Raw genomic sequence first — 19198 nt, 5'->3', positions numbered from 1 at the left:
GGGTTCGCACATCGGAGCAAACCATGAACTGGCTTACCAATGTGGTCCGGCCGAAGATCCGCAACATGCTGCGGCGGGAGACGCCGGAGAATCTGTGGATCAAGTGCCCGGATTCCGGGCAGCTGGTGTTTTACAAGGACGTCGAGGCCAACCAGTTCGTCATCCCCGGCTCGAACTACCACATGCGCATGGGCGCGGTGGCGCGCCTGAAGTCGATCTTCGACAACGAGACATGGTTCGACGTCGCGCTGCCCGAAGTGACGCCCGACCCGCTCAAGTTCCGCGATGAAAAGAAATACGTCGACCGCATCAAGGATGCGCGGGCGCGGACCAATCTCAACGACGCGATCAAGGTCGGCTACGGCAAGCTCGAAGGCTCCGCCGCCGTCGTCGCCGTGCAGGATTTCGATTTCATGGGCGGCTCGCTCGGCATGGCCGCGGGCGAAGCCATCGTGCGCGGGCTCGAGCTTGCGGTCGAGAAGAAGTCACCGTTCATCGTGTTCGCCGCATCCGGCGGCGCGCGCATGCAGGAGGGTATCCTGTCGCTGATGCAGATGCCGCGCACCACGGTCGCGGTGCAGATGCTGCGCGAGGCGAAGCAGCCCTACATCGTCGTGCTGACCAACCCGACCACGGGCGGCGTCACCGCGTCCTACGCGATGCTGGGCGACGTGCAGATCGCCGAGCCCGGCGCGCTGATCGGCTTTGCCGGCGCGCGCGTCATCGAGCAGACCATCCGTGAAAAGCTCCCGGAAGGTTTCCAGCGTGCCGAGTATCTCAAGGAGCACGGCATGGTCGACATGGTCGTGCATCGCCACGAGCTGCGCCCGACCCTGGCGCGGCTCTGCCGTCTATTGACCAAGGCGCCGGCACAGGAAGGCGCATCGAAGCCGACGCAGGCCGTCACGAGCCCGGCCCAGATCGTATCGGCCGCTGAGACGGCGCCGGCTGCGCCCCACGCGTGAACGCGTCCTCCGACAGCGAGAAGCCGCCGCTCGGCGAACTGATCGGGCGGCTGTCGGCCCTGCATCAGAAACGCATCGATCTCGGGCTGGAGCGGATGCACCGTCTGCTCGAGCGGCTCGGGCACCCTGAAAGCAAGCTGCCGCCGGTGATCCACATCGCCGGCACCAACGGCAAGGGCTCGACGCTCGCTTATCTGCGCGCGACGCTGGAAGCCTCAGGCTTGCGCGTCCACGCCTATACCTCGCCTTATCTCGTCCGCATCAACGAATGCTTCCGGCTCGGCCGCGTCGGCGGCGGCGTGCTCGTCGGCGACGACGAGTTGCGTGCGGCACTCGAAGAGGTCGAACGTGTCAATGCCGGCGAAGCCGCGACATTGTTCGAGCTGAAGACGGCGGCCGCGTTCCTTCTGTTCGCACAGAACCCGGCCGACGTGGTGCTGCTCGAAGTCGGGCTCGGCGGCCGGCTCGATTCGACCAATGTGGTCGACGCGCCGGCGGCTTGCGTGATCACGCCGATCAGCATGGATCACATGGACTTCCTTGGCGATACGTTGACGTCGATCGCCGGCGAGAAGGCGGCGATCATCAAGCGCGGCGTGCCCGTGGTTTGCGCAGAGCAGACGAGCGAGGCGATGGCCGTGATCGAGGCGCAGGCCAGGCGCATGCGCGCGCCGCTGTTTGCCGCGAACGAGAGCTGGCACGTCAATGTCGAGCGCGGACGTCTGGTCTATTCGGACGATCGCGGCCTGATGGATCTGCCAGCACCACGCCTGTTCGGTCGCCACCAGTTCGACAATGCCGGCCTTGCAATCGCGACGCTGCGCGCCGTTCCGAGCTTCAAGATCAATCAGGCAGCGTTCGAGGCCGGTATCGTCGGCGCGGAATGGCCGGCGCGGATGCAGCGCATCACCTCCGGCGAGCTGCTTGCTCTCGGGCCGCAGGGCTCTGAGATCTGGCTCGACGGCGGCCACAATGCCGAAGGCGGCCGCGTCGCGGCTGCCGCGCTTGGCGACCTCGAGGAGCGGGTGTCGCGGCCGCTGGTCGTTATCGCAGGCATGATGGCCAACAAGGATGCGCAGGGCTTTCTCGCCAATTTCGCCGGCCTCACCCGTCACATCATCGCGGTGCCGATCCCTGATACCGAGAACGCGATGCCGGTCGACCGCCTCGCCGACGCCGCGCGCAGCCTCGGCATGCGCGTCGAGACCGTCTCGGGCGTCGAAGCCGCGCTGCGCGCCTTGGCGAAGCTCGCCTACGAGGTGCCGCCGCGCATCCTGATCACCGGCTCGCTGTATCTCGCCGGCCATGTGCTGGGGCTGAACGGCACGCCTCCTGCATGAGAGCTCGCGTGTCCCGGACGCGCTGCAACGCCCTTAGCGTTGCTGCGCAGAGCCGGGACCCAGAAGGCGACACGGCCTAGTGCGGCGAGATGGGCCCCGGCTCTGCAGCGCACCGCGGGAGACGCGCTGCGCCGCGTCCGGGGCACGAGAGTGGGGATACAACAATGCGTTTTGCTGCGATTGCCGACGTCCACGGAAACCATCTCGCGCTGGAAGCTGTGCTCGCCGACATCCGTGCGCAAGGCATCGCCGACATCGTCAATCTCGGCGACATGCTGAGCGGCCCGCTCGATGCGCGCCGTACCATCGAGATCCTGATGCAGCTCGACGCTGTGCACGTGCTCGGCAATCACGACCGCTATCTGCTCGACCGTCCGCCGGAGAAGATGGGCTCGTGGGATCGTCCTGCCCATGCGCAACTCGATACTGCGCAACTCGGCTGGCTGCGGGCACAGCCGATGACGCGGATCTTCCGCGGGCAGGTTTTCCTCTGCCACGCGACGCCCGACAACGACGAAGTCTACTGGCTCGACACCGTGCATCCCGACGGTGCGGTGGCGCTGTCGTCGCTCGACAGGATCGAGCAATTCGCCCAAGGCATCATGCAGTCCCTGATCCTCTGCGCCCACACCCATCTCGCCCGTGCCGTGCGCCTGCGCGACGGCCGGCTGATCGTCAATCCCGGCAGCGTCGGCAGCCCCGGCTTTCGCGACAAGCATCCATATCCGCATGTGGTGGAGGCAGGTACGCCGCACGCGCGTTATGCACTCCTCGAGCTGACGAATGGAGCCTGGCAAGTGACGTTCCGCCACGTCGCCTATGATCACGAGGCCATGGCCGCGCTGGCGCGGCGCAACCGTCAGCCGGAACTGGCGCAGGCGATTGCGACAGGATGGCTCGGGTAGCAATTCACTTCAACAGCTTCATCGGATCCGCCACCTTCTGCTTCAGCTGCTCGAAGGTGCATTGCCGCGGTGCCTTGTCGGGGCGCCAGCGCAGGATCGAGGTGCCGTGGCGAAAACGTTCGCCGCTGAAATGATCGTAGCAGACCTCGATCACGAGCTTCGGCTTCAGCGGGCACCATTTCGCCGAACGCTCCGTGGACCACCGGCTCGGTCCGCCCGGCGCGTTCCCGGTGAAGCCTGGCTCGCCGATCAGCGCCTCCAGGCGGTCGGTCAATGCCGGTTTCTGTTCGGCCTTGATCGCCGAGGAGAAGCCGACATGGTGCAGCAAGCCGCTATCGTCATAGAGTCCGAGCAGCAGCGAGCCGACGACCTTCCGGCCCGCGATCTTGTTGGTGGCATAGCGGAAGCCGCCGACCACGCAATCGGCGCTGCGGAATTTCTTGATCTTCTGCATGCCGTCGCGATTTCCGGCCTGATAGGGCAGGTCGACGCGCTTGGCGATGACGCCGTCCGAGCCGCCGCCGGATTGCGCCAGCCATTTTTGGGCCGTGGCGTAACTCGCTGTCGACGGTGAGAGACGGAAGATGCTGCCCTTGAGATTGGCCTTCGCAAAAGCTTCCAGCGCCGGCCGTCGTTCGCTCAGCGTCTTCTCAGCCAGACCTTTCGCCCGGGACGTCGCGAGCAGGTCGAAGACGAGGTACAGCGCCGGTGTCTCCTCCGAGAGTCTCTTCACGCGGCTCGCCGCCGGATGAATGCGTTGCAGGAGCGCGTCGAAGGAAAAGCTCTTGCCTTGAGGCACGACGATCTCGCCGTCGAGCGAGAAGCGATCCGCCTTCAGCTTCAAGGCGGCCGCGACGATCTCGGGAAAATAGCGCGCGAGATCCTCGCCGGATTTGGAGCGCAGATCGACGTCGCTGCCGTTGCGCGACAGCAGGCAGCGGAAGCCATCCCATTTCGGCTCGTATTGCCACTCCTTGCCGCGCGGGATCTCGTCGACCGAACGCGCCTCCATCGCGACGAGAGAGGTTGATCTTCGGGCGCGCTTCGCGGGAGGGGCTGGCAAGGGCGGGACTCGTCATACGCTGAACACGTCCCATCAACGCAAACGGCCGGCATTTCGCCGGCCGTTGTCGAAAAATAACTGGATGCGGCGCCGATCAGACTGCGGAGGTGATCCACTGCTGCAGCTTCGCCTTCGGCGCGGCGCCGACCTGACGGGAGGCCATCTCGCCGCCCTTGAAGATCATCAGGGTCGGGATCGACATCACGCCATACTTCGAAGCGGTCTTCGGGCTCTCGTCGACATTGAGCTTCACGATCTTGACCTTGTCGCCCATCGCGCCGGCGATCTCGTCGAGGGCGGGTGCGATCATGCGGCAGGGGCCGCACCATTCGGCCCAGAAATCGACGACCACGGGGCCGTTCGCCTTGAGCACTTCGGCTTCGAAATCGGCGTCGGAAACCTTGCTAACCGCCATTGGAGTACCTCACTCGTTGAAAGAATCGGCGCGACCTGGAATCGCGCCCGGGATCATGCGGTCAACCTATGAACGGCTCCTTGCCGGGTCAAGGACGCTCACACCGAGATGAAGGGATGCCAGCGCCGCGTCCAGCGCGGGGGCTGAAATCTCCATATATTCAAGGGCCTCGGTCCAGAGCAGGACGGCCCTGACCGGCTTTTGGGGATAAAGCCGCGACAGCACCGCCCGGTACAGCGCGAGCTGCCGGACATAGGCGGCAGGCGCCTCAGCCGCGCTTTTGGGTGCCGCCTGGTTGGTCTTGAAATCCACGATCAAAACCTCATCCGGACGCACGACCAGCCGGTCGATCTGCCCCGACACCAGCGCCGGCGTGCGGCCCGGCCGCTCCAACTTGCCGACAATGGCGACCTCGGCCCGGCTGCCGGCAGCGAAGACCGGCGCAAAACGCGGTTCGGTGATCAAGGCGAGCGCTTTGTCGGCCAAAGCGGTGCGGTCGGCCTCCGGCCAGTCCGCGGCGTTGCGGGCCATGAAGCCGAGCGCGGCCTCGTGACGCCGCTCAACGGCGATGTCGGGCAGGGATTGCAGCAGCCGATGCACCAGCGTGCCGCGCTGCAATGCGAGGGCGCGGGACTGGACCGATTCGCCTGATCGCACCGCGCGTCCCTCCTCAGCCGGCTGGCCGGAGGGACGCACCGGATCGTCGTCGGCGGTCTCGTGCGGGGCCGGCGCCCGCAACCAATCGGGCAGGGCGACGGTCTGGTCCACGGACGTCGCGGGCGTGCCGAGCGCTGTGGCATCCTCCGGCCGGGCGAATCGCGTCACCTTGCCGAGCGGCGTCTCGATGACCTGCTTGTCCAGGCCCGCGCCAGCGAGGCCGGTGTCGATCAGGTCATACCAGCTCAACTTGCGGACCGCCTTCCTGTTGCCCGGCAGACAGCCCCCCACGATCAGCCGATCCGCCGCGCGCGTCATCGCAACGTAGAGCAGGCGGCGATACTCATCCTCGGTCTCCTCGAGCATCGCGGTGCGCGCCTCGGCGACCGGCTTGGGATCGTCCGCCTTGCGCCCGGCCCAGACCACGACCTCGCTGCCATTGCCGCGCGGGACGTGGATCAGTTGAAGTCGCTGCGAATCCGCAGGCGAGGAGGTGGTGTCGACCATGAACACCACGGAAGCTTCCAGGCCCTTGGCGCCGTGCACGGTCATCACCCGCACCTCGTCGCGCGAGATCTCCATGTCGCGCTTCACCTCGGTATCGGCCGAGCGCAGCCAGGCCATGAAACCCTGCAGCGAGGCCGGCGCCTTGCGCTCGTAGTTCAGCGCCAGCTCCAGGAACTCGTCGAGCGCGTCGTTGGCCTCGTGGCCGAGCCGGCGCAGGATGCGCGCGCGACCGCCGTCGCCGCCGAGCAGCCAAGCGTAGAAGGCGAACGGAGTTTCGTGGCGGGCACGAATCTCGCAGGCCTCGAGACGGCGCAATGCGGTCGCGAATATCTCGCTTGTGCCCGCATGGTCGCCCAGCGCGCGGCGCAGCGATCCTTTGCGGTCAAAGGCGAGCTGGAACAGATCGTCGTCATCGAGCCCGAACAGCGGGCTTTTCAGCGCCACCGCGAGCGCGAGATCGTCCTGCGGCAGCAGCAGCGCGTCCGCAAGGTTCATCAGATCGATGATCGCGATATGCTCGGTGAGCTTGAGCCGGTCGGCGCCGGCGACCGGGACGCCAGCGTGCTTCAGCGCCTGGATCACCGCGTCGAAGGCGTTGCCGCGCCGGCGCACCAGGATCAGCATGTCGCCATAGCGTAGCGGACGACGTTCGCCTTCGTGCCCGGTCAGCGTGCCGCTCTCGACCAGCCGTTTGATCTCGGCCTGGATGCGGCGTGCGAGCTTGACCTCGGGGCTGGTGACGGCGACGCCGTCAAACGGCGCGCGCCAGCCCTCGATCTCCTGTCGGTCGTCGGCTTCCGCGAGATCCCAGAGCTCGACGACGCTTGGACCGGCATCGCTGAGGGAATTGTGCAAGGGGTGGCCGATGTCAATCGAATGGATGCTCTTGTAGATCTGGGGATCGCGGAAGACGTGGTCGACCGAGTGCAGGATCGCGGCGCCGGATCGGAACGAATAGGTGAACGCGACCGGGTCGAACTTCAGCCCGGCAGATTTGAACTTGCGGTCCAACTCGCGCTTGCGCGTATCGAATTCGCGCGGGTCAGCGCCCTGGAACGAGAAGATCGATTGCTTCTCGTCGCCCACGGCGAAGATGGTGCGGTTCAGCCCTTCGCGCGCGCCTTCTCCGGCCGTGAACTCCGAGATGATGTGGGCGACGATGTCCCATTGTCGCGGACTGGTGTCCTGGGCCTCGTCGATCAGGACGTGATCGACGCCGCGGTCGAGCTTGTAATGCACCCAGCCCGAGGCGACGCGGTTCAGCATCGCCAGCGTCTTGTCGATGAGGTCGTCATAATCGAGCAGCCCGCGCTCCTGCTTCTCGCGGCGATAGTTCTGGGCGGCAGCGGTTGCGATGTGCAGCAGGGCCGCGGTGCGATCGCGCATGGTCACAGCGCGGCGCTTCTCGATCAGCTCACCGAGCCGCTGCGCCTCGTTTTCGAAAAGGCGGGCGACGGACGGGTTGTGATCGCAAAACTTCTTGGTCAGCACCGCCTTGCGCGGCAGCTTCTCGTCGGTGAGGAAGACGCAGAGATAGGCATCGACCTGCGCGCTGCCGGAAAAGACTTTTGCTTCGCGCAGCCGGCCGGCCTGGTCGTTGTCGGATTTGCTGCCGTCTTCCAGCGCAAAGGCGATATCGTCCCAGCGCGACCGCGGCAGGAACGGGCCGTCGAGAATCTCGGTCTCGACGTCCTCGATCCGGTCGCCCGCATCGACGCCCAGCACAGCTGCCATCTGTTCGACCGCCGCCCCGGCATTGCCAGCCTCGTCGGTCCAGGCCATGAAGTGATCGCGGCTGAGACACGCCTCGCGCACGACCTCCTTGAAGGTGACGTCGGCGGCGCTGGCCATCGCCGTCAACAGCGCGCGGCCGGTGAGGCTTTCCGGGTCACGCGCGGCCTCCAGCAGCACCTTCAGGTTGGCGCGCTCCATCATGTCGGTCTGGTCGCGCTCGTCGATCACGGCGAAGCGCGCCGGCACGTTGGCCTCGAACGGAAACTGCTGGAGCAGGCGGGTGCACAGCGCGTGGATGGTCTGCACCTTCAGCCCGCCCGGCGTCTCCAGCGCGCAGGCGAACAGTTTTCGCGCGTTGCGGCGCAACGTTCGATCAGGATACGGAATGCCGACGGCCTTGATCGCCGCGTCGAGCGCGGTGTCGTCGAGCGTCACCCAATGACCAAGCGTGGTGAACACGCGCTCGGCCATGTTGGCGGCGGCGGCCTTGGTGAAGGTGATGCAGAGGATCTTTTCCGGCGGCACGCCTGATAGCAGCAGGCGGATCACGCGCTGCACCAGCACATGTGTCTTGCCCGAGCCGGCATTGGCCGACACGAAGGCCGACGCGGTCGGATCGGACGCACGCGCCTGCCGCGCGCGCACCTCGTCGGGGATGGGGCGCGGTGCCTTCACCATTCCTCGATCCCCAATCCGCCGGCCGCGGACCATTCCTTGATCCGGGCGAGGTCGTCATAGGCGCCGTAGCGGTTCGTCCACATCGGCAGGTTCAGCGAGGTGTACGGCTGATTCTCGTCCTCGAACGCACGGATCAGCGCCTCCAGCTTTGTCCGCGCTTCTGCGGCCGCCGTATCCGGCGGCTGCGGCTCGTCGCCCTGCTTGAATTTGAGCTCGAGGATGCGCTCCTCGCCCGGCGGATTGTTGCCGCTGAGACGGACATAAACGAGCTGGCTCACGGAGGAGCCGGCATCGATATCGGGAAAGCCGCCTTCGCGCAGGATCGCGGCCTCCAGCGTCAGCTGCGGCGACAGGCCCATGCGGACCTGCTTGCCGGTCGGCGGCTGTCCGGTCTTGTAGTCGAGAATGGCATAGCCGCCGCCGTTGCGGCGCTCGATGCGGTCGGCGCGCGCGGACAGATAGAAAGTGCGCGCATTGTCGAGCCGGATCGAGATCTCGCCGCGGGTCTCCGCGGCAATCGCCTCGATCGCCTCGCGGCGCACGGTCTCCCATTCGCCGAACCAGCGCGCGATGCGCTGGAAGCGCGGCCACCACAGCGCTCGCGCCTCGGGGCGCTCCATCAGCGGCTCAAAATACTTTTCACCGATCGCGCGCAGAACGCGGGCGGGATCGTCCGGCAGACGCGTGGCGTAGGTTTCGGTGAATTCGCCGAGTGCATCGTGGATGGCCGAGCCGCGGTCGGCGGCTGACAGCGGCATGTCGACGGGATCGAGTGCGTCGAGCCGCAAAATGTGCTTGGCGTAGATCGTGTAGGGATCGCGCAGCCAGTCCTCGATCGCGGTGACGGACATTTTGAGCGGTCGCACCGCGCGCGGCGGCCGCGGCTCGGGCTGCTTGATCGGCCTGACTTCGGCGGGCTGGTCGAGGGCGCCGGCGAATTGCACGTATTTCTCGCCGGCGCGAACGGCCGCCTTCCAATGATCGTCGCCGGCAACCGCCTCCAGCCGGTGCAGGAAGCGCGAAGCCACCGCCGGCGCGCCGCCGGCCTTGGCGGAATGGGTGAGGATCACCTCGTCACCGCCGAGCAGCTGGGCAAAATCGTGGGCGGAGAGGCCGATGCGCCGCTCCGGCAGATCGAGACCGAGCTCGTGCCGCATCGGCCGGCTGAGCCAGGGGTCGATCCGTGGTGCTGGCGGCCAGACGCCTTCGATCAGGCCACCGATGATGATGCGGTCGGCCTGCATCAGGCGCGATTCCAGCGGACCGTAGATCTGGAGCCGCGCGCCGGGCTTATCCCGCCGCCGTACCGCGCGATCGCCGAACGCGGTCTGGAACACATCAGGATAGTCGGGCAGCGGCACCATCAATCCGCTGGTCGTACCGCCGCGCAGGAGATCGTCGAAGGCACTGGCGAGCGCGAGGCCTTCGCGCTCCTCGAAGGCCAGTGGAATGCCTTGCTCGTCGCGCGACAGCTCGATCATGATCTCGCGGTGGCGATGCGCCAGCTCGGCGAAGTCATACGGCTTCGATGACGCCAAGCTTTCGATCGGCGCCAATGATCTTTGCAGAGCATCGATCAGCGCCTGGATGAGGTCGAGGTCTTCCGCTTTCAACCGCGCACGCGGCTCGGCGCGATGCAGTGCGGATGGTTCGCTGCGCCACAGCTTTGCTAGCTCGTCGCGGAAGCGGTTGAATTCACGCAACAGGCCGGCCGTGCCTGCGGGTGGCCGTGTGCCGCGCAAGACCGCGAGCTCGAGTCCCTCGATCGCCGCCTTCCACGCGCCGGGCAGCCGGCCGAGCCGGCACAGCGGATGCTTCAGCATCGCCAGCAGCGTCGGTGGCTCCAGCCCGTTGGTCGCGGCCTCCGCGGTGAGCCGGGCAAAAACACCGGCCGAGGTTTCCATCAGCACGTCGCCGCCGGAATCGTCGAACGCGAGATCCCATCGCGTCAGCGCAGCCATCACCCGTCGCGCCAGCGCACGATCGGGCGTCACCAGCGCCGCCGACTTGTCGAGATGCCGCGCCTCGCGCATTGCGATGGCGATCGCGAGGGCTTCCATTTCAGGATTAGGGGCTTCGACGACCGCAAGGTTCGTCATGCCGCCCGCGATCTTGGTGGCGACATCCGGCTGCTTCAACCGGTCGTGCCAGACTTCCGTCTTGGCCGAGGGCCGCATCGATTCCGAGGCGAGCAGATCGCGGCCGCGTTCTGCCGGCGGCTGAAGGATGTCGACGTCGCTGCGTTTGATGCCGAACCGATCCAGCAGCGCATTCATGGCATATTGCGGATGGTTCGAGGCCGGGTGCTCCGCGAATTTGCCGAGCGCATCGCGAATGCCGCCGATGCTCCGCCAAGCATCGTCGTCGAGGTCGGTGTCGAGCCCCGGCAGCACCACGGCGCCATGCGGCAGCGATGCGACAGCGTGCAGGAATTTCGCCGTTGCGGGCATCGAGCCGGTCGAGCCCGCCGCGATCACGGGGCCATTGGGATGCGCAGTCAGGCGTTTGGCTTCCGCCGCGATCAGGAGATCGCGCCGCGCCGCCGGCTCGATGCGTTTGATTTCGGCGAGATGAGCCGGCCAGGCGATGCGCGCGATGCGCAAAAATTCGAGCGAGTGCTGCCAATAGCGGTCGAGGTTATCAGGCACGAGGCCGTCGAGCGCATTCCAGTCGACGCCGCGCGTGACCATGTCGTCGATCAGGCGTGCGAGGTCGCCGGCGAGAGCAAGCGTGGAAGCGGGGCCGCCGACCACCAGCGGCGCCAGCACCGGGCCCTTGGCCCAGGCGGCGACCAGCTGCGCCAGCGTCAGCCGCCGTTCGAGCTCTCCGAGCCGCGGCGGAATGTCGAGCGGCGTCGCGCCGGAAAATTGCTCGGCTTCGTCGGCGAAAGCGAGCTCGTCCTCGTCGATGTCGCCGAGCGCGACGATGCGCGGCAGCACCACGGCGTCGGCCTTCATCTCCTCGAGGAAGATCTCGCGGACGACGCGCATCGCGCGGCGGGTCGGCAGGTACAGCGTGGCGTCCGCCAGCCGCGCCGGTTCCTTGCGCGCCTCGAATCCCTCGACCAGCCGTCCCTCGAGCAGGGCCGCGACGACCGTGCGCAGGAACGGAACCGAGATGGGAACGCTGAAAACGCGCATGAGCTGCCTGATTCGGGAATCAGGCGCCAATATAGGGAGGTGGGCTCAAATGGTCATGGGCTGGGAAGAAGTCGTCCCCGCTGTTCGCGAGACCAGGACAGGTGCCGTAGGGTGGGCAAAGCGAAGCGTGCCCACGCTTTTTTGCGATCGAGAGAGATGGTGGGCACGGCGCAAGTGCGCCTTTGCCCACCCTACGGCACCGAGTTTGGGGCCGCCCTACGCCACGCTCTCCAGAAACGCCTCTTCCGCCGCATGCACCGCATCAGGCGTGCCGACATGCATCCAGACGCCGTCGAGGCGGAGGCCGAACAGCCGCTCCTGCTCGTTGGCGCGGTCGAACATCTTTGTCAGCGAGAATTCGCCCGCCGGTGCGCCTTCGAAGATCGACGGCGACAGGATCGCCGCGCCGGCATAGACGAACGGAACGACCTCTTTTTCCTTGCGCTTGCGCAGGGCGCCGTCGGGCAGCATGCCGTAATCACCGCGGCCGCTATAGCCGATGCTGGTCGCGGTCGGCGCCATCAGGAGCAGAATGTCCATGCGCTCAGGGTCGAAGTTTTCAGCGAGCCGCGTCAGGTTCGATCGCACGCCATCGATCCACAGCGTATCGGAATTGATGTGGAAGAACGGCGCATCGCCGAGCAGAGGCAGCGCCTTGACCACGCCGCCGCCGGTGCCCAGCACCTGGTCGCGTTCGTCGGAGATGGTCACGCGCGGATGCTGGCGCGATGCGGTGTGATCGATGATCTGGTCGGGCAGGTAATGCACGTTGACCACGGCCTCGGCCACGCCGGCCTGGCCGAGCTTGTCGAGCACATGGTCGAGCAGCGGCTGGCCGGCCACCGGCACCATCGGCTTCGGCATCTTGTCCGTCAGCGGACGCATGCGCAGGCCGAACCCTGCGGCGAGCACCATGGCTTTGGTCGGTTTGACGGACATCCTTCGCTTTCTCAGACCTTTCGCGTTCGCAGCAATCCTAACACGAGGTTCGATCAGCCGCACCGCATCTCAACCGCCTTAAACAGCCGCCGTGACGGTTGTACGACGGGTGTTGCCATCATGCCCCGACGGCTGTGGAACGCGCCTTTTTCTTCCTGTCGCCGAGCTTGAGGAAGTTGACGCCGATCTGGTCGCCATTGACCCAGGCAAGCTCGCAGCGCCGGTAGGCCAAGCCGGTGGACGACAGCAGCAGAAAGAACTCTTTCAGATGCAGCCCTTCCACCGAGCCGTCGATGGTCAGCTTGGCGCCAGTTTCGGAGACGTCCTCCATGGTGCAGTCGCGCCGCCAGGTGCCGTCGATCCCCATCATCTGGGCCGAAATCCCGCGCTCGAAAACAACCCGGCTGTTGCCGCGCTGGTCCGTCTTTACCGCCATGTGCCCGCTCCAGCCCCGTAATGATCCGGCTGTCTCGCCGCCAGAATACCGACGTCTTGGCTAACAGCCGGTAAATCGGGCCCAAATCAGGCCTGCGGCGGTGGGACGTTGGCGAGATACCAGTCGCGCAAGGAGTTCAGCGCCGGATGCGCCAGCGAGCGCTGAAGATAGGTCCAGATCCGCGGCTGGTGACGCAAATAATGCGGTTTGCCGTCGCGGCGGTTGAGGCGGGCGAAGGTGCCGAGCAGGCGCGTGTTCCGCTGCGCCGACATGAGGGCGTAAAGCTCGGCGAAGCCGGCGGCGTCGAAGCCTGCATCGTTCGCGCGGCGTGCTTTGATGTAGCGCGAAAGCAGCGTCAGCTCGACCGTCTCGGGCACGTCGATGCGGGCGTCCTGGAGCAGCGAGACGACATCGTAGGATTGCGGTCCGAGCACCGTGTCCTGGAAATCGATCACGCCGACGCGCGCGATGCCGCTGCGATCGGCAAGCCAGATCAGATTGGGCGAGTGGTAATCGCGGATGACCCACGTCTTCGGCGCCGCCAGCGGCTTCCTCAGCAGCTCGCGCCACATCGCGAAAAATTCCGCGCGGGCCGCTTCGCTCAGCGGCGCGTTGCGGTCGGGCAGATACCATTCCGGCATCAGGCCGATTTCGATCAAGAGCGCGTCGATGTCGAAGACCGGGATATCATAGCTCTGGCCCGCCAGCGGCAGGGTGTCCGGCAGCGTCTTGGCGTGCAGCGTGGCCAGCACGTCGGTCGCAGCTTCGTAGCGCTCGGCAATCGGCCGCGCCGGATCGCCTTCGATCACGCCTTCGCTGCCGAAATCCTCGGTGATCAGAAAGCCATGGTCGAGATCGGAATGATGGATCGCGGGCGCCGAGATGCCCTGGGCGCGCAGGCCTTCGTCGATGGCGACGAAGGGTTTGACATTCTCGGCGAGATGCACCGCCGCGCTGTAGGACTTTCCGTTGTACATCGCAGCACCATCGGGCCGCTGCGGAAAGTTCATGAGGATGACGATCTCGTCGCCGCGCAGGAGGCGTGCATAGGAGCGGGTCGAAGCGTCGCCGGCCATGCGCTTGCGCGTCGCATTCATGTAACCGGAGGCGTCGAGGAATTCGCGCAGCGCCTTCAGCCGCGCGACTTGCGCGGCACCCTTGCCGTAGCCGGTGATGTCGGCCGCGCGTGCGTTCGAGCCCAGCGCCGGACGGTGCGTCAGCGCGATGTCGATGCGGTCTTGAGGCATTGCCGACGGCGCACGCTCCGGCCACTCGATCAGGACGAGGGTGGCATCGGGCAGTGGCGACAGCCCGATCTCCTCGAGCTCGCGCTCGTCCTCGACGCGGTAGAGATCGGCGTGCAGCACCGGGAAAGGCGGCAGCTCATAGCTCTGCACCAGCGTGAAGGTCGGGCTCGGCACTTCCAGCGCATCGTCGCCGGCGAGATAGCGGATCAGGCTCCGCGCCGCCGCGGTCTTGCCGGCGCCGAGATCGCCGGTGAGGGTGATGACGTCGCCGGGGCCGACCAGCAGCGCGAGGTCGGCCATCAATTGTGCGGTGGCCGTCTCGTTGTGAAGCGCGACGGAGAATGTGACGGGTTCGGTCATTCGGCGGCGTCGCGATGCGCCGCCTGGTCGGTCGGGAAATCGCAGATCACGACCGTGCCCCGGCCGACGATCGAATCCACCCGCACCTTGCCGCCATGCAGCTCGACGAAGGAGCGCACCAGCGACAGGCCGAGCCCGGCGCCGCGGTGACGCGAGCCCTGCGAGCGGCTTTCGAACCAGTTGAACACCTTGTCCTTCATGTCGGCAGGTATTCCAGGTCCCGAATCTGTCACTGTGAAGACCACGCTGCGCTCGGTGCGCCGCGCGCTGATGCCGACGGTGGAATCCTGTGGAGAAAACCCGACGGCATTGGCGAGGAGGTTATAGAGCACCTGCACCACGCGCTTCTCGTCGCCGATGAAGCTGCCGATATCGGGCGCGATCTCGACCTTGAGGCGGATGCGGTCGGTGGCAAGCCGGTCCTGAATGCCCTCGGCGGCAAGCTCGATGGTCTTGCTGACGTCGACCGGGCCGAGTTCCAGCTTCATGGCGCCGGCGTCGATGGTGGCGAGATCGAGGATGTTGTTGGTCAGCGCCAGCAACGCATTGGTCGATTTGGTGACGTAGTCGAGATATTCGGCCTGCTTCGGCGTCAGCGGCCCGGTCGAGGGATCGCTGAGGAAGTGCGCGAAGCCGATGATGGTGGTGAGCGGCGAGCGCAGCTCGTAGGAGACGTGGTGGACGAAATCCACCTTCATCTGGTCCGCGGCCTCCAGCGCCTCGTTGCGTTCGCGCAGCGCACGCTCGACGTTCTCGGTGTCGGTGATGTCCTGGAACGTCAGCATGGTCGCGCCGTCATGCAGCGGCCGGATCATGCCGTCGAGCACGCTGCCGTCCTTGCGTTCCAGCTTCAGCGGAACGTCGGCGCGGCTCTCGATCGAGGTGACGGCCTCGCGGATCTGGCGCCAGACCGCGGGGTCGTCGAACAGCTGGTGGCACCAGCCTTCGACGGTCTGGATATGCGGCTCGTCGCGCATGGCATCGCTCGACAGCTTCCACATCCGGACGAAGGCCGGGTTGAACAGTTGCGCCTTGCCGTTGCTGCCGAACACGGCGACGCCCTCGGCGAGGCTGTCCAGCGTCTCGCGCTGGACGCGGATCATGCCGTCGAAGCGGCGGGCGAGCTCAAGGCTCTCGGTGACGTCGTCGAACAGATAGGTGACGCCGCCTTCCGGATTCGGCGTGGTGACGACCGAGAGCGCGCGGCCGTCGGGCAGGTACCAGGTGTCCTTGGTGGTCTCGACCGCGCGATAGGCCTCGTGCAACTTGGACTTCCAGGCGCGGAAGTCCGGCTGCTCCGGCAGCTTGCGCGCGGCGCGGAGCTGGTCGAGCACGCTGGAATCATCAGGATTGGCGTCGAGGAAGTTGCGGTCGAGGTCCCACAGCCGGCGATAGGAATCGTTGTAGAACGCAAGGCGCCGCTGGCCGTCGAACACGGCAACGCCGGAGGAGAGCTGGTCGAGCGTGCGGCGATGCGCCTCCGCCATCCGCACCAGCGCCGAGCTGAGCGCATCCGCCTCGCTGGCATCGATGGCGACGCCGACGCTGCCGCTGCCGACATTGACGGCGCGCACGTCGTAGATTCGGCGCTCGCCGCTGATCACGATCGGCAGCCGCGCGTTGAAATTGGCCGCGTCCTTCAGTCCCCGCTCCATCGCGGTGCGGTCGGCGCTGTCGAGCAGCTCGAGCTTGCGCTCCTGCGCGTCGGTGACGTTGTTCGCCTCGGTGGCACGGACATAGGCCGGGTTGGCGTAGGTCAGCGCGCCGTTCTCGCCCTTGGCCCAGATCGGCCAGGGTGCGGCGGCGGCAAAGCCGCGCAGCATCTCGGTCTCGTCGGAGAGCGCGTTGTAGCGCAGATTGGTCTCGGCCAGATCGCGGCGGAGCCCAGAGAGTTCGCGAATCCGGACAATGGCCTGGCCGCCGATGGCGCGGCCGATGGCCTCCAGCGTGTGGCCATGCGCGGTGGTCAGCGTCAGTTGGAACCCGTCGCCGCGGTCGCGCAGCGCATCGACCGCATGATCCATCTGCAGCGCAGGTTCCGGCGGCAGCCAGGTTCCGAATGCGAGCACGCGCTGCGGGGAAGAGTCGCGCGGCAGCACCATGGAGAGGTCGCCCGAGATTTGCGCGCGGTTGTCGCCGGCCGGCCAGGAGATCAGAATCTGCGGCTCGGCGAACAGCAGCGCGCCGAAACGGTCGGCCTGGAGCTGGAGTTCCCCGATTCGGGCGCGCAGCCGCGCCTCGTTCTTGGCCGTGCGCACGCGCGTGCGCATCAACAGGATCGCGGCCATCACAGAGAAGCCGAGCAGGGCCAGCGCGGTGGCGAGCACCGCGAGTTCCTGCCGGTTGAAATCCAGCATGATGGAGAGGGTGTCGATGAGGTCGGCGGCCTCGGCCGGCGCAGCCGGCAGCAGCGCTGCAAGAGCGCCTCCCAACAAGCCGTTGCGCACGAGCGATGTGCACGACAGCAGCGTCCGACGCATCGACACGATCACGCCTGACATAGTTGCCCCAAGATCGCACGGATTTGCGCGCGACGACCCCCGTCGCGCGCGAATCAAAAGACAATACCCTCACCGTGACTCCGCCGGTAAGAGTCCAGATCGTGAACGTAAACGCGGCTCCCCAAAAATGCGGGCGCGATGTTCCAGTTCACGTCGTTCTTCGGGATGATTCGGCTGGAACTGCCGTGCGTTAGCGCTGCGCGCGCGCCGCGATGAAGGTGCGCTCCCTCCCCCGCTTGCGGGGAGGGTCGGGGAGAGGGTGTCTCCACAGCGGGACATTCCCCTAGAGGAGAGAACCCTCACCTGCGTCGCTTCGCTCCGCGACCTCTCCCGCAAGCGAGAGAGGTGCATCCAACTCGCAGCTCAGCTAGCGGCCGGTCGAGCCGAAGCCGCCGGCGCCGCGATCGGTCGTCGACAAGGTGGTCACGGGAACCAGGGCGGCCTGCACCACGGGCGCGATCACCATCTGGGCGATTCGCTCGCCGCGCTTGATCACGAAGGCGGCTTGGCCGTGATTGATCAGGATCACCTTGATCTCGCCGCGGTAGTCCGCGTCGATCGTGCCGGGCGAATTCAGCACGGTGACGCCGTGCTTGGCCGCAAGCCCCGAGCGCGGCCGCACCTGGGCCTCGTGGCCGGGCGGCAAGGCGATCGCGAGCCCCGTCGGCACCAGCGCATATTGGCCGGGCGCGAGCGTGACGGGCTCGTTGTCAGGAACCGCCGCCATCAGGTCGAGGCCGGCGGCCTCCGCGGTCTGATAGGCCGGCATTGGCAGGCCGTCGGCATGGGCGAGGCGTTGCAGTTCGACAGTGACCTTTGTGCTCAAGTTGCCGGCTCCCGGGATTTGTCGGTCACGCTTCTTGCGACATGCGCGACCAGTTCGATGGCGACCTGTTCCTTGGTCATCACCGGCCAGGAATCAACTGCAATCTCGCCGTCCTTCTCGTCGTCCTTGCGGCTGATCAAATGCACCGTGTTGCGGTCGCCGCCCATCACGCCGGTCGCCGGCGAGACGTCGTTGGCGACGATCCAGTCGCAGCCCTTGCGCGCGAGTTTTGACTTGGCGTTGTCGATGAGGTGCTCGGTCTCGGCGGCAAAGCCGATCACCAGCGGCGGGCGCTTGTCGGTCAGCTTCGAGATGGTGGCGAGGATGTCGGGGTTCTCGACCAGCTGAAGCGGCGGCATGCCGGCCGAGGTCTTCTTCAGCTTCTGCTCGCCTTCATTGGCAACGCGCCAGTCGGCGACGGCGGCGGCAAAGATCGCGATGTCGGCGGGCAGCGCAGCCTGCACCTGCTCCAGCATCTGCCGCGCCGATTCCACATGCTTCACCGTCACGCCCTGGGGATCGCCGAGATCGACGGGACCGCTCACCAGTATCACCTCGGCGCCGGCTGCCTGCGCGGCGGCGGCAATGGCAAAGCCCTGCTTGCCGGAGGAGCGGTTGGCGATATAGCGCACCGGATCGATCGGCTCGTGCGTGGGACCTGCGGTGATCAGCACGCGCTTGCCGGCAAGCGGCTTCGGCACCGGCGGCCGCAGCAGCCGCTCGGCGGCGTTGGCGATCTCGATCGCCTCCGACATGCGGCCGGTTCCGGACTCGCCGGCTTCGGCCATCTCGCCGGAATTGGGCCCGATCAGCACCACGCCGTCACGCTGGAGCAAGCCGACGTTGCGGCGCGTCGCCGTATTGTTCCACATCAGCGGGTTCATAGCCGGCGCCAGCAGCACCTTGCGGTTGGTCGCGAGCAGGATGGCGCTGGCGAGATCGTCGGCATGGCCGTTCGCCATCTTGGCCATCAGATCGGCGGTCGCGGGCGCCACCACGATCAGGTCGCAATCGCGCGCGAGGCGAATATGGCCGGCGTCGAACTCGCTCTGGGGGTCGAACAGGTCGGTATAGACGCGCTCATGCGACAGTGCGCTCACGGCCAGCGGCGTGACGAATTGCTGCGCCGCCTTGGTCAGGACGCAGCGGACCTCGATGCGGCGTTCCTTCAGCCGGCGGATCAGGTCGAGCGATTTGTAGGCGGCGATGCCGCCGCCGATGATCAGGGTGACACTGGCCTCGGGAAGGGCGCCGGTGCGCTGGGGCGTAAGGGCGTTGGACGCGACTGGCGGGGCCGAAAACGGCGTCAGCGGCTCCTCGCGGCCCTCGATCAGCTCCCGCAGGATGACCCGGACCTCCTCCTCGACCGACCTGCGGTTCTTGGCCGAGCGCAGTCGCAGATAGGTTTTGACGTTATCGTCGAGCTTGCGGATGGTCAGGCTTGCCATGGCGCCCTCCAGCACGGAATGATAGCGATGCTATCAT

General features: G+C 66.5%; 13 protein-coding genes. 3 read left to right on the top strand and 10 right to left on the bottom strand.

The genetic code is table 11. From position 1 onward, the window contains the following. The first annotated feature begins 23 nt into the window (after positions 1-23). From accD to IVA81_RS08215, 3 genes are all read left to right on the top strand, one after another. Positions 24-965: an acetyl-CoA carboxylase, carboxyltransferase subunit beta gene (accD, locus tag IVA81_RS08225; RefSeq protein ID WP_247314525.1), complete on the top strand. Its 942-nt coding sequence runs from the start codon at positions 24-26 to the stop codon at positions 963-965. Then, positions 962-2305: a folylpolyglutamate synthase/dihydrofolate synthase family protein gene (locus IVA81_RS08220; RefSeq protein ID WP_247314523.1), complete on the top strand. Its 1344-nt coding sequence runs from the start codon at positions 962-964 to the stop codon at positions 2303-2305. Before accD ends, IVA81_RS08220 begins: the two co-directional genes overlap by 4 nt. 164 nt (positions 2306-2469) lie before the next feature. After that, positions 2470-3210, top strand: a complete 741-nt coding sequence (locus IVA81_RS08215; RefSeq protein ID WP_247314521.1) for a metallophosphoesterase family protein — start codon at positions 2470-2472, stop codon at positions 3208-3210. Positions 3211-3214: 4 nt separating this feature from the next. Here the strand turns inward: IVA81_RS08215 and IVA81_RS08210 are convergent, their stop codons facing one another. The 10 genes from IVA81_RS08210 to coaBC form a co-directional block, all read right to left on the bottom strand. After that, entirely contained in the window at positions 3215-4222 is a 1008-nt protein-coding gene (locus IVA81_RS08210) for an ATP-dependent DNA ligase (RefSeq protein ID WP_247314613.1), read from the bottom strand. Between the two features lie 145 nt (positions 4223-4367). After that, positions 4368-4688 carry a thioredoxin gene (gene trxA, locus IVA81_RS08205; protein WP_008540017.1) on the bottom strand — a complete coding sequence of 107 codons (321 nt, stop codon included), beginning with the start codon at positions 4686-4688 and terminating at the stop codon, positions 4368-4370. A gap of 66 nt (positions 4689-4754) precedes the next feature. Beyond that, on the bottom strand, positions 4755-8264 hold the full coding sequence (gene addA / locus IVA81_RS08200; RefSeq protein ID WP_247314518.1) for a double-strand break repair helicase AddA: 3510 nt from the start codon (positions 8262-8264) through the stop codon (positions 4755-4757). Further along, positions 8258-11404 (bottom strand): double-strand break repair protein AddB, encoded by a 3147-nt coding sequence (addB, locus tag IVA81_RS08195; RefSeq protein WP_247314516.1) that lies wholly within the window; start codon positions 11402-11404, stop codon positions 8258-8260. The genes addA and addB overlap by 7 nt, the downstream gene beginning before the upstream one ends. A 216-nt stretch (positions 11405-11620) precedes the next feature. Further along, entirely contained in the window at positions 11621-12343 is a 723-nt protein-coding gene (locus IVA81_RS08190; protein ID WP_247314514.1) for a nucleotidyltransferase family protein, read from the bottom strand. Between the two features lie 118 nt (positions 12344-12461). After that, a complete protein-coding gene (locus tag IVA81_RS08185) occupies positions 12462-12779 on the bottom strand; it encodes a PilZ domain-containing protein (protein WP_247314512.1) in 318 nt (105 codons plus the stop codon). A gap of 86 nt (positions 12780-12865) precedes the next feature. Beyond that, positions 12866-14386: a tRNA (adenosine(37)-N6)-threonylcarbamoyltransferase complex ATPase subunit type 1 TsaE gene (tsaE, locus tag IVA81_RS08180; RefSeq protein ID WP_247314510.1), complete on the bottom strand. Its 1521-nt coding sequence runs from the start codon at positions 14384-14386 to the stop codon at positions 12866-12868. After that, complete coding sequence (locus IVA81_RS08175) at positions 14383-16887, bottom strand: PAS domain-containing sensor histidine kinase (RefSeq protein WP_247314508.1); 2505 nt, start codon at positions 16885-16887, stop codon at positions 14383-14385. Before IVA81_RS08175 ends, tsaE begins: the two co-directional genes overlap by 4 nt. Before the next feature lie 367 nt (positions 16888-17254). Further along, positions 17255-17713: a dUTP diphosphatase gene (dut, locus tag IVA81_RS08170; RefSeq protein WP_247314506.1), complete on the bottom strand. Its 459-nt coding sequence runs from the start codon at positions 17711-17713 to the stop codon at positions 17255-17257. Further along, positions 17710-19161, bottom strand: coding sequence for a bifunctional phosphopantothenoylcysteine decarboxylase/phosphopantothenate--cysteine ligase CoaBC (coaBC, locus tag IVA81_RS08165; RefSeq protein WP_247314504.1), 1452 nt, complete (start codon positions 19159-19161; stop codon positions 17710-17712). The genes dut and coaBC overlap by 4 nt, the downstream gene beginning before the upstream one ends. Positions 19162-19198 lie beyond the last annotated feature (37 nt).

The sequence above is a fragment of the Bradyrhizobium sp. 141 genome (assembly GCF_023074055.1).
Lineage (GTDB): Bacteria > Pseudomonadota > Alphaproteobacteria > Rhizobiales > Xanthobacteraceae > Bradyrhizobium.
The sequence above is the reverse complement of the archived record's forward strand: the minus strand, read 5'-3'. Positions and strand labels throughout refer to the sequence as shown.

What these genes read in the sequence shown, in the direction of transcription:
- addB (WP_247314516.1), bottom strand. Translation starts at nt 11,404, where the DNA reads ATGCGCGTTTTCAGCGTTCCCATCTCGGTTCCGTTCCTGCGCACGGTC.
- coaBC (WP_247314504.1), bottom strand. Translation starts at nt 19,161, where the DNA reads ATGGCAAGCCTGACCATCCGCAAGCTCGACGATAACGTCAAAACCTAT.
- trxA (WP_008540017.1), bottom strand. Translation starts at nt 4,688, where the DNA reads ATGGCGGTTAGCAAGGTTTCCGACGCCGATTTCGAAGCCGAAGTGCTC.
- IVA81_RS08185 (WP_247314512.1), bottom strand. Translation starts at nt 12,779, where the DNA reads ATGGCGGTAAAGACGGACCAGCGCGGCAACAGCCGGGTTGTTTTCGAG.
- IVA81_RS08175 (WP_247314508.1), bottom strand. Translation starts at nt 16,887, where the DNA reads ATGTCAGGCGTGATCGTGTCGATGCGTCGGACGCTGCTGTCGTGCACA.
- accD (WP_247314525.1), top strand. Translation starts at nt 24, where the DNA reads ATGAACTGGCTTACCAATGTGGTCCGGCCGAAGATCCGCAACATGCTG.
- tsaE (WP_247314510.1), bottom strand. Translation starts at nt 14,386, where the DNA reads ATGACCGAACCCGTCACATTCTCCGTCGCGCTTCACAACGAGACGGCC.
- IVA81_RS08215 (WP_247314521.1), top strand. Translation starts at nt 2,470, where the DNA reads ATGCGTTTTGCTGCGATTGCCGACGTCCACGGAAACCATCTCGCGCTG.
- addA (WP_247314518.1), bottom strand. Translation starts at nt 8,264, where the DNA reads ATGGTGAAGGCACCGCGCCCCATCCCCGACGAGGTGCGCGCGCGGCAG.
- IVA81_RS08210 (WP_247314613.1), bottom strand. Translation starts at nt 4,222, where the DNA reads ATGGAGGCGCGTTCGGTCGACGAGATCCCGCGCGGCAAGGAGTGGCAA.
- IVA81_RS08190 (WP_247314514.1), bottom strand. Translation starts at nt 12,343, where the DNA reads ATGTCCGTCAAACCGACCAAAGCCATGGTGCTCGCCGCAGGGTTCGGC.